Source organism: Intestinibacillus sp. NTUH-41-i26 (assembly GCF_032769475.1).
GTDB classification, from domain to species: domain Bacteria; phylum Bacillota; class Clostridia; order Oscillospirales; family Butyricicoccaceae; genus Agathobaculum; species Agathobaculum ammoniilyticum.
This window is the reverse complement of the sequence record NZ_CP136477.1, coordinates 1,049,960-1,065,104: the sequence shown is the minus strand read 5'-3', so window position 1 is coordinate 1,065,104 and position 15,145 is coordinate 1,049,960. Positions and strand designations below refer to the sequence as shown.

20 protein-coding genes and 2 pseudogenes are annotated in these 15,145 nt (G+C 59.0%); 8 read left to right on the top strand and 14 right to left on the bottom strand.

The window, feature by feature from the left end; all coding sequences use genetic code 11:
- The first annotated feature begins 6 nt into the window (after positions 1 to 6).
- The 3 genes and pseudogenes from RX717_RS15940 to RX717_RS05405 form a co-directional block, all read left to right on the top strand.
- Positions 7 to 684, top strand: a complete 678-nt coding sequence (locus RX717_RS15940) for a hypothetical protein (RefSeq protein WP_442908793.1) — start codon at positions 7 to 9, stop codon at positions 682 to 684.
- The gene (locus RX717_RS05410) at positions 681 to 1,202 is read left to right on the top strand and encodes a macro domain-containing protein (protein ID WP_107630780.1); all 522 of its coding nucleotides are present in this window, start codon (positions 681 to 683) and stop codon (positions 1,200 to 1,202) included. Before RX717_RS15940 ends, RX717_RS05410 begins: the two co-directional genes overlap by 4 nt.
- A 15-nt stretch (positions 1,203 to 1,217) precedes the next feature.
- A pseudogene (locus RX717_RS05405) lies at positions 1,218 to 1,838 on the top strand (SIR2 family NAD-dependent protein deacylase); the annotation flags it as partial.
- A gap of 48 nt (positions 1,839 to 1,886) precedes the next feature.
- Here RX717_RS05405 and RX717_RS05400 read toward each other — a convergent pair.
- The 8 genes from RX717_RS05400 to RX717_RS05365 form a co-directional block, all read right to left on the bottom strand.
- Positions 1,887 to 2,156, bottom strand: coding sequence for a nitroreductase family protein (locus RX717_RS05400; protein WP_107630781.1), 270 nt, complete (start codon positions 2,154 to 2,156; stop codon positions 1,887 to 1,889).
- A gap of 30 nt (positions 2,157 to 2,186) precedes the next feature.
- Positions 2,187 to 2,348: a hypothetical protein gene (locus RX717_RS05395; protein WP_159068062.1), complete on the bottom strand. Its 162-nt coding sequence runs from the start codon at positions 2,346 to 2,348 to the stop codon at positions 2,187 to 2,189.
- Complete coding sequence (locus tag RX717_RS05390; protein ID WP_153802381.1) at positions 2,345 to 2,503, bottom strand: hypothetical protein; 159 nt, start codon at positions 2,501 to 2,503, stop codon at positions 2,345 to 2,347. Before RX717_RS05390 ends, RX717_RS05395 begins: the two co-directional genes overlap by 4 nt.
- Positions 2,504 to 2,644: 141 nt before the next feature.
- A complete protein-coding gene (locus RX717_RS05385; RefSeq protein ID WP_107630782.1) occupies positions 2,645 to 3,637 on the bottom strand; it encodes an alpha/beta hydrolase in 993 nt (330 codons plus the stop codon).
- A gap of 34 nt (positions 3,638 to 3,671) precedes the next feature.
- Positions 3,672 to 3,869, bottom strand: a complete 198-nt coding sequence (locus RX717_RS05380) for an aldo/keto reductase (protein WP_054326898.1) — start codon at positions 3,867 to 3,869, stop codon at positions 3,672 to 3,674.
- 60 nt (positions 3,870 to 3,929) lie between these two features.
- Complete coding sequence (locus RX717_RS05375; RefSeq protein ID WP_277997717.1) at positions 3,930 to 4,064, bottom strand: hypothetical protein; 135 nt, start codon at positions 4,062 to 4,064, stop codon at positions 3,930 to 3,932.
- Positions 4,061 to 4,627, bottom strand: coding sequence for a sugar O-acetyltransferase (locus RX717_RS05370; protein WP_054326897.1), 567 nt, complete (start codon positions 4,625 to 4,627; stop codon positions 4,061 to 4,063). The genes RX717_RS05375 and RX717_RS05370 overlap by 4 nt, the downstream gene beginning before the upstream one ends.
- A gap of 3 nt (positions 4,628 to 4,630) precedes the next feature.
- On the bottom strand, positions 4,631 to 4,879 hold the full coding sequence (locus tag RX717_RS05365) for a hypothetical protein (protein WP_054326896.1): 249 nt from the start codon (positions 4,877 to 4,879) through the stop codon (positions 4,631 to 4,633).
- A gap of 131 nt (positions 4,880 to 5,010) precedes the next feature.
- Between RX717_RS05365 and RX717_RS15935 the strand changes: the two are divergent.
- From RX717_RS15935 to RX717_RS05345, 5 genes and pseudogenes are all read left to right on the top strand, one after another.
- Positions 5,011 to 5,132 (top strand): annotated as a pseudogene (locus RX717_RS15935) (LysR family transcriptional regulator); the annotation flags it as partial.
- Entirely contained in the window at positions 5,118 to 5,900 is a 783-nt protein-coding gene (locus RX717_RS05360; RefSeq protein WP_442908805.1) for a LysR family transcriptional regulator, read from the top strand. The pseudogene RX717_RS15935 and the gene RX717_RS05360, both read left to right, overlap by 15 nt.
- 187 nt (positions 5,901 to 6,087) lie before the next feature.
- Positions 6,088 to 6,519 (top strand): DUF3842 family protein, encoded by a 432-nt coding sequence (locus RX717_RS05355; RefSeq protein ID WP_054326894.1) that lies wholly within the window; start codon positions 6,088 to 6,090, stop codon positions 6,517 to 6,519.
- Positions 6,516 to 7,568, top strand: a complete 1,053-nt coding sequence (locus RX717_RS05350; RefSeq protein WP_199855178.1) for a uridine kinase family protein — start codon at positions 6,516 to 6,518, stop codon at positions 7,566 to 7,568. Before RX717_RS05355 ends, RX717_RS05350 begins: the two co-directional genes overlap by 4 nt.
- A 111-nt stretch (positions 7,569 to 7,679) precedes the next feature.
- Positions 7,680 to 8,261, top strand: coding sequence for an ECF transporter S component (locus RX717_RS05345; RefSeq protein WP_054326893.1), 582 nt, complete (start codon positions 7,680 to 7,682; stop codon positions 8,259 to 8,261).
- A 71-nt stretch (positions 8,262 to 8,332) separates the two neighbouring features.
- Here RX717_RS05345 and phnX read toward each other — a convergent pair whose 3' ends face one another.
- The 6 genes from phnX to pth2 all read right to left on the bottom strand — a co-directional run bounded on the left by phnX (position 8,333) and on the right by pth2 (position 14,356).
- On the bottom strand, positions 8,333 to 9,109 hold the full coding sequence (gene phnX / locus RX717_RS05340; RefSeq protein ID WP_107630784.1) for a phosphonoacetaldehyde hydrolase: 777 nt from the start codon (positions 9,107 to 9,109) through the stop codon (positions 8,333 to 8,335).
- Complete coding sequence (gene phnW / locus RX717_RS05335; RefSeq protein ID WP_054326891.1) at positions 9,106 to 10,215, bottom strand: 2-aminoethylphosphonate--pyruvate transaminase; 1,110 nt, start codon at positions 10,213 to 10,215, stop codon at positions 9,106 to 9,108. Before phnW ends, phnX begins: the two co-directional genes overlap by 4 nt.
- A 17-nt stretch (positions 10,216 to 10,232) precedes the next feature.
- Positions 10,233 to 11,222 carry an ABC transporter substrate-binding protein gene (locus RX717_RS05330; protein WP_107632125.1) on the bottom strand — a complete coding sequence of 330 codons (990 nt, stop codon included), beginning with the start codon at positions 11,220 to 11,222 and terminating at the stop codon, positions 10,233 to 10,235.
- Between the two features lie 74 nt (positions 11,223 to 11,296).
- Positions 11,297 to 12,928: an ABC transporter permease subunit gene (locus RX717_RS05325; RefSeq protein WP_242977811.1), complete on the bottom strand. Its 1,632-nt coding sequence runs from the start codon at positions 12,926 to 12,928 to the stop codon at positions 11,297 to 11,299.
- Between the two features lie 6 nt (positions 12,929 to 12,934).
- Positions 12,935 to 13,702, bottom strand: a complete 768-nt coding sequence (locus RX717_RS05320) for an ABC transporter ATP-binding protein (protein ID WP_054326890.1) — start codon at positions 13,700 to 13,702, stop codon at positions 12,935 to 12,937.
- Between the two features lie 231 nt (positions 13,703 to 13,933).
- A complete protein-coding gene (gene pth2, locus RX717_RS05315; RefSeq protein WP_107630785.1) occupies positions 13,934 to 14,356 on the bottom strand; it encodes an aminoacyl-tRNA hydrolase in 423 nt (140 codons plus the stop codon).
- Positions 14,357 to 15,145 lie beyond the last annotated feature (789 nt).

Genomic DNA, 15,145 nt, shown 5'->3' with positions numbered 1-15,145 from the left:
CGCGCAATGACAACGCAAGAGATTTTGACAACCCTTCAGGCGGACATCCATTCCACTGTGTTCGCCACCCTGGATACGCACGGCCTGCCCCAGACCTGTGTGATCGACCTGATGCTGGCGGATGCCGCGGGTCTTTATTTCCTGACCGTCAGGGGCAAAGCCTTTTACACCCGCCTGACGGCAAAGCCTTTCGTAGCGTTCACCGGCATAAAAGGCCGCGATACGCTTTCCACCTTGGCGATTTCCCTGCGGGGTGCGGTGCGCAGCATTGGAAAGGAACGTCTGGCGGAGATTTTTGAGAAAAACCCTTATATGGCCAAAATCTATCCTACGGAAAAAGCTGTGACGCGCTGGAAGTCTTTCGGATTTACAAAGGCGAGGGGGAGTATTTTGACCTGGGACAGCTTCCTCCCTATCGCCAGTGCTTTTCCTTTGGCGGCGGGGCCGCACGGAAAAGCGGATACTGCATCGATCCGGACAAGTGTATCGGCTGTCAGGGGTGCCGCATCGTCTGTCCGGCGGGCTGTATCAGCGCTTCGTTTCCCCGCAGCATCGACACCGCGCACTGTCTCCATTGCGGCAACTGCTACCGCATCTGTCCGGCTGGGGCGGTGGAGCGGCGCGACGGGTAAGCCTTTCGCAGAAGCAGGTCGTACACGGTGCGATAACCGACATTTCGGATAAGATGGCAGGGGGATATCACCCGCCTGAACGCAGACGCCATTGTAGACGCGAACAATAGCGGTCTGCTTGGCTGCTTTGTCCCCTGCCACGGGTGCATCGATAACACCATCCACTCGGCGGCGGGCCTTCAGCTCCGAGATGATTGCCACCATCTGATGGAGCAGCAGGGCCGTCCGGAACCCGCAGGGCGGGCCAAGCTGACAAAAGGCTACAACCTGCCCGCCCGCTATGTGCTGCACACCGTCGGCCCCATCATACAGGGCCGTGTGACCCGACGCGATCGGGAGCGGCTGGCCGCCTGCTACCGCGCCTGTCTGGAACTGGCGGCGGCGCAGTCCCTGGAAAGCGTGGCGTTCTACTGCATCTCCACGGGAGAATTCCGCTTCCCCCATCCGGAGGCGGCGGCTATCGCAGTCCGCACGGTCAAAGCATTCCTGCAAACACCTACTTCCATCAGAACGATAATTTTCAATGTTTTCAAGGATATTGACGCAAACCTCTACCGCAGTCTGCTCTGAACCGTTTGCGCAGATACGGCGGGCCTGACCTATTCCGGCCAGCGCTTCGAAAAACACTTCGGGGATTTCATCCGGAAGTATGGCATCCGCGATATGTATACCAGCGGCTTCTATCCTTTCGGAACGCCGGAGGAATATTGGGCCTGGTGGAGCCGCCACATCATGATCAACCGCTACGAAAGGGCTCCGAAACCGGTCTATGACACGCTGCTGCGGCTGGTGAGCGGCAGGGACTACTTTGTGCTGACCACCAACGTGGACCATCAGTTCCAGCTTGCCGGATTTGATAAAGAGAGGCTGTTCTATACTCAGGGGGACTACGGCCTGTGGCAGTGTTCAAAGCCCTGCTGCCAAAAGACCTGGGACAATGAAGAAACCGTCCGCCGCATGGCCGCCGAACAAAAGGATATGCGTGTGCCGGCGGAGCTGCTCCCCCGCTGTCCGGTGTGCGGACGGCCCATGTCCATGAACCTCCGCTGCGATCAGACCTTTGTGCAGGACAGCGGCTGGTATGCCGCCGCCGAGCGATATGAGCGCTTTCTCCATCAGCACGAGAGGCTGCGGGTGGTGTATCTGGAATTAGGCGTGGGCGGCAATACGCCGGCCATCATCAAATACCCCTTCTGGCGCCTGACCGAGCTTGGCGAGCCCGCTCTCGGACTGCACAACATAGACATGCTGCTCCTACAGGTTTTTGGCCGTAGGAGCCAGCCGGCCGGCCGCTAAAACCGCTTCCAGCCGGTCCTTTTCCACCGCCCGTCCGTCAAATTTTTTGCATGAATACCGTTTTTTGACCGCTTCAAAAAATCCATTTTGTATGTTTCCCTGCAAGGCTTCCTGCCCATACAGCGCCTGTGCGGATGGGTTTTTCTGTTTCTCCGGAGACGACTGCGCCGCTCCGCACCTCAATAGGATAAGCCGCGTTTTCCGAAATGTAAAATACCTGTGTTTCATGGCTCGTGATTCATTTTCCGTATTTCTGTTTTATGCCGGTCTGACAAACTGTAAAAAGGCGCGAACCGCCCGCGCCAGAACCACTCCGTTATGCAGCACATCATAATTGGCGCAGAAATCCTTTTCTTTCTCATATTCTCCCGACCATGCCGCCAGGGGCGCATGAACCGGCGTATCGATGTGTATGGTCACGCCCCTTGTCCCGACCAGATCGCCCTGCCGGATGCAACGCGCTCCCGCCAGCGAGTGTTCCCTTTGGAGCAGAGCGCCCTTCCGTTCCTTTGTCTGATGCGGATGTACGCATAGCGCGCGGCATGGAACAGCTCCAAAAACAGCCCCATATCCATCGCTTTCCCTCCTGCCCTTATCATACCGCGGCACGTGGTCAAACGCAATAGAGCGCACCCCCGCGAAGCCGGAAAGGGCGTGCCGCCTGGCGGCACGCCCTTTTTCTGCCTGTCCCGTCCAGCTCTCTGCGGCGTCGGTATTTATCCCAGATACGCCTGGAAAAATTCCGTCAGCTTGTCGAACGGGATGGCGTTTTTGCCGCCGCCGTCGTACAGGTCGGTGTGGACGGTATCGGGCAGGAGCAGCAGCTCCTTGTTGTCCGCGTAGGGACTGCCCTCGACCATGGCGGCGTATGCGTCCCGACTGAAGTAGCAGGAGTGCGCCTTTTCGCCGTGTACCAGCAGCACCGCGCTGCGAATTTCGCTACTGTACTGCAAAATCGGCTGGTTTAAGAATGACATGCAGCCGGTCACGTTCCAGCCCCCGTTGGAGTTGAGCGAGCGGGGATGGTAGCCGCGCGGCGTTTTGTAGTAGTCGTAGTAGTCCTTGACAAAGAAGGGCGCGTCTGCGGGCAACGGATCAACCACGCCGCCGCCGAGCGCATAAGCGCCGTTTTTGCAGTCCTCGAGCCGCTGGGCGTTGAGGGCCTGCTTTTTGGCGTAGCGCGCGTCGGCCGAATCCTCGGCATCAAAATATCCATTGGCGTTCACGCGGGCCATATCGTACATGGTCGCGGCCACGGTAGCCCGCACGCGGGTGTCCAGCGCGGCCGCGTTGAGCGCCAGCCCGCCCCAGCCGCAGATGCCGATAAGGCCAATCCTGTCCGCGTCCACATCCTCCCGCAGGGAGAGGTAATCGACCGCGGCCTGGAAGTCCTCGGTATTGATGTCTGGCGAGGCCATGTAGCGGGGCGCGCCGCCGCTCTCGCCGGTGAACGAGGGGTCAAAGGCCAGCGCCACAAAGCCGCGCTCGGCCATGGTCTGGGCATACAGGCCCGCGGCCTGCTCCTTGACCGCGCCGAACGGCCCGCACACTGCGATCGCCGCCCTCTTGCCCTGCCCATCCTTGGGGACGTACACGTCGGCCGCGAGCGTGATGCCGTAGCGGTTGCAGAAGGTGGCCTTGCTGTGCGCGACAGACGCGCTCTGCGGGAAGGTCTTATCCCATTCCTGTGTCAGATGCAGTTCTTCCATGAGGGTATCTATCCTTTCGTTATGGCCGGAAATGTTAGTACCAGTCGTGTTTTTCGTTGCGGTCCAATACTTTGATCTGCACCAGCTCCTCGTCGGTCAGCGCAAAGTCGAACAGCTCGGTGTTCTCCCTGATGTGGTCGGGGTTGCTCGAGTCCTGAATGACCACCACGCCCTTTTGCAGGCTCCAGCGCAGGATAACCTGAGCGGAGGGCTTGCCATGCAGGCTGTACATACCAAGCCGTAGATGGGCATTTCGTAGCCGCTGTTCAGGGTGACGCGGCGGGTGTCAAAATCAAACCGGCTGCTCTCGGCCGCAGCAGGGGTATGGGAGTATCCAGACCTCCCATCCAATCCTCTGGAACATCCCCGCGCAGGCGCTCAGGGTCAGGCTGTAGGCCAGCAGCTGGGACAGCCGGCGTTTTTTCACAGCGTTTCCTCCTTTCGGAGGGGCCGCAGAATGCGGGCGGGTACGCCGCCCACCACCATCCCGGCGGGTACGTCGCGCGTGACCACCGCACCGGCGGCCACAATGGCCCCGTCCCCAATGGTCACGCCCGGGGTAATGGTCGCATTCGCGCCGATCCACACCCGCTTGCCGATGACGATGGGCTGGGGGATGAGCTCATCGCGGCGGGCAGGGTTCTCGTTGTGGTTGAGCGTGGCCAGCACCACGTTGTGACCAATGAGCGCCCCGTCCCCGATGGTGATGCCGCCCTGGTCCTGGAAATGGCAGCTCGTGTTGATGAACACGTTCTTGCCGACCGTGATGTTCTGGCCGTAGTCGGTGTAAAAGGGCGGGAACAGGCAGAACCCCTCACCCACCGGTTTGCCGGTGAGTTCGGAAAACAGCCGCGCGACCTCCTCCGGCTCGTGGTAAGAGAAGTTGAGTTCTGCGCTCAGCTTCATGGCGCGTTGAGACGCGACGCGCATGTACTGGTAGACGGGCAGGCCAGCCCGTTTTGCCTGTTCTTCGATTTTTGTCTCGTGCATTAGTTACTTCCTTTCTGCGCGGAATGTCTCGCTGTACTCAAGCTGGTAAATCAGGTAATCCAAACAGTCGATTCTCCGCTGTTCCGCATGGCAGCGCTCGAGCAGAAGGCACCGGTGTCTGGCCAACAGCGCCGCCCCTTCGCCGTGCCTTCCGCACTCGAACAGCCGCCAGAATTCCCGGGCGAGCGCCTCCCCGCAGCCCGCGTCCAACAGGTTCTGCATCACGCGCCGCCGAAGTTCCTGCTCCTTCATAATCTCGCTCCCTTTCCCTGATTTGAGTATAAACCGCCGGACAACAAATAGCAAATATATATAAAGAATACATTATCATTCTTGAAAGATATAATAAGACATGCTATACTACCCACAGAAGGAGGGATCGCATGGACATTCGGGTTTTGGAATATTTTCTCGCAGTCGCGCGGGAACAGACCATTTCCGGCGCTGCGATGTCGCTGCACATGACCCAGCCCCCCTGTCCAAGCAGCTCATGGAATTGGAGCGCGAGTTGGGCAAGCAGCTTTTCCTACGCGGTAAGCGTCGTATCACGCTGACCAAGGAGGGGATGCTGCTGCGCAAGCGCGCCGAGGAAATCGTCTCGCTGGTGGAAAAGACCAAGGCTGAGGTCAGCGCGCCGGACGAGGGCATCAGCGGCGACCTGTACATTGGCGGCGGGGAAACCGAGGGCATGCGGCTGATCGTACAGACTGCCCAGCAGGTCCAGCGCCGGTATCCGGCCATCCGCTTCCATTTTTCCAGCGGGGACGGTTATGATGTGACCGACCGGCTGGACCAGGGGTTAATCGACTTTGGTACGCTCATCGAACCGTTCGACATGGGCAAATACGACTACCTGCGCCTGCCCAGTCCGGATACCTGGGGACTTCTGATGCGCAGGGATCATCCACTGGCGCGGCTGACGCGCATCCGTCCGGAGGACCTGCCCGGCGTCCCGCTCATCGCCTCCCGCCAGTTAGAGGGGGAGGACGGGCTTTCCGGCTGGCTGGGCTACGGCTATGAAAAGCTGCGGGTGGTGGCCACCGGCAATCTGGTCAACACACTCGTCCTGGCCGTGGAGGAGGGCATGGGCTGCCTGTTCACGCTGGACAAGCTGGTGGACCTGTCGGGCAGCCGCAGCCTGTGTTTCCGCCCGCTCGAGCCGCGGCTCGAATCCTGGATGTATCTGGCTTGGAAAAAATACCAGGTGTTCACCCGCGCGGCCGAGGTGTTTGTGCGCGAGCTGAAGCGCGGCCTTTCCACCGCACCGACCTGAGGCGGATTCTCATATTTTTCTGATTGGGGCTTGACGCACCACCCTGGTCGGCTGATATAATAAAGTGTAATGTATACTGTATCCGGAAGCAGGTTCGATCGTATGCGATCCGGCGGCTGTGGACCGGTGCCAGAAGGCAGGCCGGTCCCATAGCCGCCATTGAATCCCCATCAGAGGAGGCAGACCAATGAAAAAACAACAGTCCCGCCGCGTGCTGGTTCTGGACGGACAGGGCGGAGGCATGGGGGCGCAGCTTATCCGCCTTCTGGCGCCCGTTTTGCCGCAGGACTGCGTGCTGCGCTGTGTCGGCACCAATGTTCTCGCCACAAACGCGATGCTCAAGGCTGGGGCGGCGCAAGGGGCGACCGGTGAAAACGCCGTTATCTACAATGCCGCCCGCGCGGATTTGATCCTCGGCCCGATCGGCATTATCCTGGCAAACGGCATCATGGGCGAGGTTTCGCCCGCCATGGCTTCCGCAGTATCCGGGGCAGAAGCCCCTAAAATCCTGATCCCCTCTTCGACCTGCGGCATTTTTGTCGCGGGGACGGAGGACCGCCGGCTTGACGAATACCTCCAGCGCGCGGCGGAGCTGGCGGTGCGGGAGCTGTCCCCATGAGCCTGTCGTTTGCAAGCATCCTGCAGTTCCATAGAGAGCGCTATCCCGCGATGCAGCCGCAGGATTTCGGCAAGCTGGCGTATCAAAGCGAATTCGGGCCGGAGCATCTGGTCTCGGACCGGACCGCGGTCCAGCAGGCGCTTTTCCGCGAGTGGGAGACGCTTGCCCCGGATGTCTGCGCCCCCGCGCCCGATCCGCTCGGGAACGGCCTGTCACGCTTCCATCTGGATTACCGGTTGGGTACGGCATCGACGGTCCCCCTGTTGGCCGATCTGCTCCTCCGCACGGCCGCCGCGCACCACGGCTCCGCAGACGGGCTGGCGCGGCGGCTGGGCGCCCTCTCCCCCCTGCCGGTCCCCGGCATGGCGGACTGGGTGGCAGCCTACCGCGCTCAGGGCTGCCCGCCGCCCCGCCACAGCGAGGCGTTCCGCGCCGCCTACCGGCCGCATTACCGCTTGCTTCGCACCTCCTACGCGGGCTACTTCCCCGCCCTTTTGTCGGTACAGCGGCTGACGCAGAGCGGCAGACCCGCTATCGTTGCGGTCGACGGCCGCTGCGGCAGCGGCAAAACCGGCTTCGCACGGCTCCTGCAGGAGCTGTTCCCCTGCCGCGTGGTACATATGGATGATTTTTACCTCCCGTTTGACCAGCGCCCGCCGGATTGGGCGGAGCAACCGGCTGGGAATATGGATCTCTCGCGGTTCCGCGAGGAGGTCCTGGTTCCGCTCCGCGCCGGCGGCAGCGCCATATACCGGCCGTATTCCTGCCAGACCGGACAAATGCTCGCGCCGGAAACGCTTGCGCCCGCCCCTCTTACCATTGTGGAGGGGAGCTATTCCCTGCATCCGTCGCTATCCGGCTTTTATGACCTGCGGCTGTTCCTGACCTGCTCGGGCGAAGCCCAGGCCCGCCGTCTGCAGGCGAGGGAGGGCGCGCACTACGCCGCGTTTCAGGAACGCTGGATCCCCTTTGAGGAACGGTATTTCCAGCGGTACCGCGTTGCCTCCGGCAGCGACATGATGCTCGACACGAGCGCGTTCTTCCTTTGACGCACCCCGCCACGAAGGCGGTTTTATCCCCCGCGCTCCGTAAAAAAGCCATGAAGGCCCCGCCCTCAGAAGAGGCGCATATCCAGACTTTTGATAAGGAGTATCCCCGCTATGAAACAAAAAACATCCAAACAGCGCATTTACGACCTGATCCTCGCCGCACTGTGCATGGCCCTCGGCATCGTCCTTCCGTTTTTCACCGGACAGATCCCGCAAATCGGCGGCATGCTGCTGCCCATGCATCTGCCGGTCCTGCTCTGCGGCCTGCTCTGCGGCTGGCAGTACGGCGGCCTGGTAGGCTTTGTCCTTCCGCTGCTGCGGTATGCCATGTTCGGTATGCCGCCAATCTTCCCGACCGGCATCGCCATGGCCTTTGAACTGGCCGCCTACGGCATCATCGCCGGCTACCTGTACAACCACTCCCGCTGGCAGTGCGTCATATCGCTGTACCGCTCTCTGATTGCGGCGATGATCGGCGGGCGTATCGTATGGGGTGTTGTCCGTGTGCTGCTCACCGGCGTGAGCGGCGAGCCGTTTACCTGGCAGCTGTTCCTGTCCGGCGCGTTCCTGACCGCCATCCCCGGCATCATCCTCCAGCTTGTTTTCATCCCCGTACTTATGGTCGCCCTCGACCGCACGGGCATGGTGCGTTTCCGTCGGGAAGATAAAACCGCGGAAACCGTCCAAAGCTGATCCCCCCAATCAAAAAGGGACGTCTTGCAGACGTCCCTTTTTGTATATCCCGAGCTTCTTTTGCGGGCCTGTCACCCGCCCAAAAATGCTGCCAGACGCGGCGCATCGGCCAGGGTGCGCAACACGAAATGCGCGCCCGCCTCACGGAAGCGGCGCGCGGCTTCACGACAGCGCGTCTCCCGTTCCTCCGGTGGAAGCGCGCTAAACTCCTCCTCGCTCAGGCCGAGCGCCGAACTGCCTTCGATTACGCCGGCCGTCCAGACGCCCGCGTTGACGCCCTCCTGCATATCGGACACCGTATCGCCGATCTTGAGTACATTTTTCACTGAGGAGACGCCCAGCCGCCGCATATTCTCAAAGATCATGTACGGATAGGGACGCCCCAGGCCGCCGACGCTGTCCGGACTGAGCCAGAGATCAGGCGCGTAGCCCTGCCGCGCCGCACACGGCGCGACAATCTCCATCATCGCATCTGTGTAGCCGGTCGTCGAGCCGATCCTGACGCCCATATCCCGCAGCGCGGCCGCCGCTTCGCAGACGTGCGGCTTGGGTGCGGTGAACTGCTCCAGAATGGAAAGCAGCCCAGGCTCGAACTGTGCGTAAATCGCTTCCACATCCGCCTCTCCTGCCTTCCGGCCGTACACCTGCCGCCAGGCCCGCGCGATACGTTCCATCCCCAGCATTGTCCGGATATGGTCCTTTTTCAGCAGCCCCATGGGAGTACGCGTCTCCTCCATGGTCGGCTCGATGCCGAACTGACGGAACGCTTCGATAAAGGCCTGTACCGGCGCGAAGCAGCCGTAGTCCACGGTCGTACCCGCCCAGTCAAAAATCACCGCCTGTATCATGCAGTCTCCCCTTTCCTCTCACGCAGAAAATCATAAATAATCGCGGCCAGCTTTTCGATATCCTCCTCGTAAACCTCGCCGATGGTGCCAATACGGAACGTATCCCGCTCGGTCAGCTTGCCGGGATAGATCGCATAACCGCGCGCCTTGATGTACTGGTAGAATTCCGGAAAACGGAACGAAACACCCGCCGGATAGCAAAACGTCGTGATGATCGGCGACTGGTGCTCCGGCCCGATGTAGGTGGCAAAGCCGAGCTGCCGCATGCGCTCGATCAGCAGGCGGTTGTTGGCCGCGTAGCGGCGGTGGCGCGCCGGAATGCCTCCCTCCTCCGCCAGCTCCTCCAGCGCTTTGGAAAACGCCAGCACAACATGTGTCGGCGAGGTGTAGCGCCATTTGCCGTCCCGTTCCATGCCGCGCCACTGGTCGAGCAGGTTGAGCGACAGCGAACGCGCCTTGCCCTCGCTGGCCAGCAGGGCGGCACGCCGGCAGAGGATGAAAGAGAACCCCGGCACGCCCTGGATACACTTGTTCGCGCTTGAAATCAGAAAGTCAACGCCCCAGTCTGCGACCGGAATTTCCACGCCGCCGAACGAGCTCATCGCGTCCACGATGAATGTACGGCCCGCCGCCTTGACCACGGCGCCGACGGCCTGGATATCGTTCAGGATGCCGGTCGTGGTTTCACTGTGTACCATAGCCACATGCGTAATGGACGGGTCCCGCGCCAGTATGTCCGCAATCTTGCGCGCGTCCGGCACCTTGTCGTAAGCCTCCGCATAGTGCGCATATGGGATGCGGTTCCATTCGCAGATCTGAACCTGGCGCTCCCCGTAAGCGCCGTTCGAGCAGATCAGCAGCTTATCCTGCGCGCCGACTACGCTGGACAGCACGCTTTCCACGCCGAACGTGCCACTGCCCTGCATCAGCACCGCCGTATACTCCTGCTCGGATACCTGCGCCAGTTCCAACAGCCGGCGGCGTATTTTCTGGGTCACGGCCTTATAGTCGTCATCCCAGGTGCAGCGGTCCACCAGCATTTCCCGCTTGACCGAGTCCGTGGTCGTCAGCGGCCCCGGGGTAAGAAGCTTATAGGCTTGCGTCATAGTCAATCACTCCTGTCTTACGGCTTGGCCGCTTCGGAAAGCGCCTGATGCGCTGAGAACAGCTCGAAGGTCAGCGGCTGGTCAAAGGTTTTCGGATAAGCGGATTTGTTAGCGGAATCCGCGCCCTCCCCCTCGTAAAGCGGGTTGGGATAGGTCTGCTGCAGCGCAGCGCGGCCGTTCTCAATGATGCACTGCGCCATCTTCATGGCCTCCGGATTGGTCGCGTCACCCTTGTCCAGCACGGCGACCGACTCAGTCAGAGAGAAGTTGCCCTCCGTCGGGTCGACGAAATCAATCGGCAGTCCGTCCGCCTTGTCCGCGACCGCCTGATGGCGCAGGCCGAAGCCGATAGCCACCTCGCCCGCGCGGCACAGCTTGAGCGGCGCGGAGCCGGAGGATTCGATATGGTCGCCCGCATTTTCATAGATGCCGTGCAGCACCTCCTGGGCGCCGTCCTCGCCATACGCGGAGACAAGCGCCTGTATCATCAGCCAAGCGGTCGAGGAGGACTGGATATCCGTCACCGCAACCTGTCCCACGTATTTCGGGTCGGCAAGGTCCTGCAGGCTGGCCGGCTTGTCCAGCCCCGCCTCGGCCAGCACCTCGGTATTGAGGATGATCGCCCCCTCCTGCGAGGTGATCGGCGCGGTGTAGTCCGGCACGGCTTCCAGCGTGTTCACGTCAAATTCCAGCGGCAGGAACATGCCGTTCTGCTCCTGCGCGCTCTGCAGGTAAAAGGTGCTCATGGTCACCAGATCGGCCTCCAGATTCGTTCCCTCGGCAAGCAGCTTGCCACCCAGCTCGGATGTGCCGAACGTCTCAAAAATGTACCTGCCCTCATAGCCGTTGGCGTCCAGCGCGTTGGACATGGCGGTGATTGCCTCGTCGTCTGCGTTGGAGTAGATAATGACCTGCTCATCCGCGGCTTTCGCGCCGCAGCCCGCCAGAACGGACAGGGACAGCGAGCAGGCAAGCCCCAGCGACATCAGTTTTCTCAGTTTTATCATAATCAAATTCCTTTCCGGTCTGTTATCGTAAGCGATAGAAACAAAGTTTGTTTGCAGGAGAAACGCCGGCCGCGTCACGCCTTTTTCTTCTGTGAGCTGCGGTTGGCAAGCCAGGAAAACAACGCTTTTGCAATCAGGTTGGTAAACAGGATCAGCAGCGACAGGACGAACACTTCGTTGAACTTATTGACATATTGCAGCTGCTTAATCTCGGTCGTCAGCACCATGGTGCGTGCGCCCGCGATGAAGACCAGCGCGCTGATCGTGACCATGCCGTTGATAAAGTAATAGCTGAACACCTCGATCAGACTGGACAGCGCGTTAGGCGTGACCACGCGCAGAATGGTTTTGATCCAGCTGTCCCCCATGAGCATCGCGGTCGTCTCCCAGCCCGCATTCATTTTGGAAAGCGAGTTCTTCATCATCAGATAGGGCGTGGAAAAATAGTGGACGATGTTGCACAGGACCATCAGCTCCAGCGTGTTCTGCAACGCCGAGCCGGAGAATGAAAACAGGAACGCGATGCCCAGCACCATGCCTGGAATGGTGTTCGTCACAAGCGCGATGCTTTCGACCGCTTTCTTATACCCTCCCGACAGCGAGCTGCGCGCCGTAATCAGCGCGGCGCCGTAAGCCAGCAGCGTCCCGAACAGCGCGGTCAGCAGCGCCATCCAGATGGAACGCGTGTAAATACGGAGCAGGTTGCTGTCGGACAGCACCTCGCGCACATGCTCGAGCGAGAACGCCGTGCGGTACGGCCAGTCCTCCACCAGCGGCACAACAAAAATCACCGCGAACACCGCCAGCACCGCCGCCGCGATCATGACGCCCGACAGCCCCCAGCCCACGTCGCGCACCGTGTTCCTGCGCAGCTCCGCATCCGAAATGCGGCTGTAACGGATATTAAACCGCTCCAACAGCTGCAGCAGACAGATGCTGCCAACCGAGGGAAGCAGCATAATCATGGCGACGACCGCGCCGCGGTTAAAATCCGGTATGCCGCCGAGCATCTGGTTATACAGCACGGTAGCCACGACCTCATACCGGCCGCCGACCGACGCCGGTATGCCGAAATCCGTGAAGCTGAGGAAAAACGCCTGGATGAACGCCCCTGCAAGCGTCCCTAGCAGCGGCCGGAGAACGCCGATCCAGAAGGTGGACAGCGCGCCATCCCCCATCACCCTGGAAACCGTCAGCGTCTTTTTGTCAATGTATCCCATCGTATTGTGGATCAGCAGGAACGCGACGGGTACAGTATAGATGACATAACCGGTCATCAGACCGCCGAAGCCGTAGATATTAAACATTTGGAAGCCGAGCAACTGCGTGATCAGTCCCTGCTTGCCAAACGAGTAGATGATGGCAAATCCGTAGGTGATGGTCGGGAGGAACATGGGCAGCGTCGCGGCCGCCTGTAGCAGCCGTTTGCACGGGCGCGGCAAGCGCGTATAGTGAATCGCATACGCGATCACAAACGCCAGCATTACCGCCGCTGCGGCCGCGGCCGCGGAAACAACAAAGCTGTTGCGCAGGGCTGCTCCAAAGCCCTTTTGCGCAAATACCGAGGCGTAGAATTCCACGGTCAGCCCGTTTGCCCCCCAAACGGATTTAAGCAGAAGCTGCAGCGCCGGTATGACAAGGAACACCGCGAACAACACGACGATTCCAAGGAATACGATCCGCAGTTCCCTGTTCTTGCGCATCATACCGAATCACACCGCCTTGCCGCGCGCCGCCCCGCCTCCAAACAGCGCATAGATATTGTTCCGCTTGATCTCAAGCTGGTTCAAAATGAATTTCCGCACAAAATCGTTCTGCGGCCGGCAGATGATCTCCGCTGGCTGCGCATACTGCGAAATACTTCCCTGATCGATAATCAGCACGCGGTCGGAAAGCGTGAGCGCTTCCTCCGGATCGTGTGTGACGATGATGGTTGTCAGGTGGTACTCTTTCGCAATCGTGCGGATACGATCCTTGATCGACTCCTTGATGACTCCGTCCAACGCAGAGAGCGGTTCGTCAAGCAACAGGATGCGCGGCTTCATCACCATAGTGCGCGCCAGCGCCACACGCTGCTTCTGGCCGCCCGACAACTGATCGATGCGCTTATCCAGGTGCTCGCGCAGGCCGAGCAGGTCGATCAGCTCCTCCACCTCTTCCCGTGCAGAGATCCCCGGCCTGTTTTTCAGACCGTAAATGATATTCTTATAAACATTCAGGTTCGGGAACAGCGCGTAATCCTGAAAAACGATGTTAAAGCCCCGTTTTTCCATCACCGTATGCGTCAGATCCTCGCCATTGTAGAGGATCTGCCCCTCGTCTGCGTCCGTGATGCCCAAGATCAGGTTGAGCAGCGTCGTCTTGCCGCAGCCGGACGGTCCCAGGATCGAAACGATCTCCCCGTCCCCTACCTGAATCGAGATATCCCTGAGCACGGGCATCCCATCATAGGACTTTTTGATATGCTTAAGTTCCAGCACAAAAAGGCTCCTTTCCAATCTGCTTTTTGATCTCATTTTCTCGCCTAAGTAATTGTACCGGACCGCCCTGCCAACCGCAACGAAATCCATGTAAAATGAAAGTAAGAATCCGCGCATATTTCCGCCGCCGTTTTATTTTTCCGTTTTCTTTGTATGCATAAAAAGGCAGGGTACGCAAAACCTGCGGTTTTGTGTACCCTGCACGAAACGATTGCTTTTCCCTTTTGCCCGTTAAAACAGCGGCAGATCCCCTGTGATCGGATCGACCTGTTCGGGCAGCGCGGGTTCGAGTGCCAGACAGGTATAGGTCGGCTGCCCATGAAATTCCGTCAATCCGTTATCGCAAATCAGCGCGGACAGCAGGCCGGCCGCTTTTGCCTTTCGGTCTATTGCAAGCAGGTCTTCCTCGGAATCGACATATACGCATACCTTGGCCACGCCTCTTGCAAACCACTCGCTCAGCGGAGTTGCCGCCCCGCCACCCGGCGTCAGCAGGATACCGCCGACTTCCGCGCGCACCTGTCCCATCCGACGCTCCTTTTCCAGCGCTGCGAGCACAGCGGTCACGCACGCATGGCCAGCCTGTGCAGCGATTTTCCCCGTTCGCATTTTCAAGTCGCGCCGCATGACAATCATCTGCTTTGGTTTGTCCATCACGTTATTCCTCCGTTTTCAGGTTTACTTGAATCTTATCACCCAAGCCCGCTTTTGTCAGCTTTATGACCTAAAACCCTTTAGCGCTTTAACCCGCACCATACTTATAACTCTTCCAACTGCTATTGATAGTGTAATCCACCGATAAAGAGACATATATAGGCACGAAACCAGTTTTAAAACCAGAACGCAGCAACAAATTCACACAGTCCATCCGCCGCCTACAGCCTGAATGACAATGGGATTACTACGAAAGCCTGTACGCGAAAGTAGAGTGGATTTGATTCCGTTCAAAATGCTTTCTTCCAAATCATCTTTCACCTGACGTTTCCTCATCACTAATTTTGATGTTTTGGATTGTTTCTCATCAATTGTATCCGCTCCATCTATGCTTATAATACATTGAAAACGGGGTATGTCCGAAAATTTTCTTAGTGCGGATCCAGCGTTATTATAAGCACTTAAAACAACTGGAAAATCATAGATTTTTAAGATATTGTATAATTATATACAACAACCAAATTCTGTCACTCGTTTTTACTTTCAAGTGTAATTATGGTGCTTTGAAAGCTTTGTTACCTTGCACTCCCTCAAGGATATAGTATAGCAAAAGACTGCCGACAAAAGTCGACGGCTTTTTCAGCGAGCCGAGTGGTGCGACTAAACCCACGAGCCTCGCGCTCCCAAACCGCGCGTTCTATCAACTGAACTACACCCAGATATTCAGTTTTTTGCATAATACCATGCGGAGAAAGAAGAAGCAAGTTTTTCGTGTCTGTGGGCGACGCT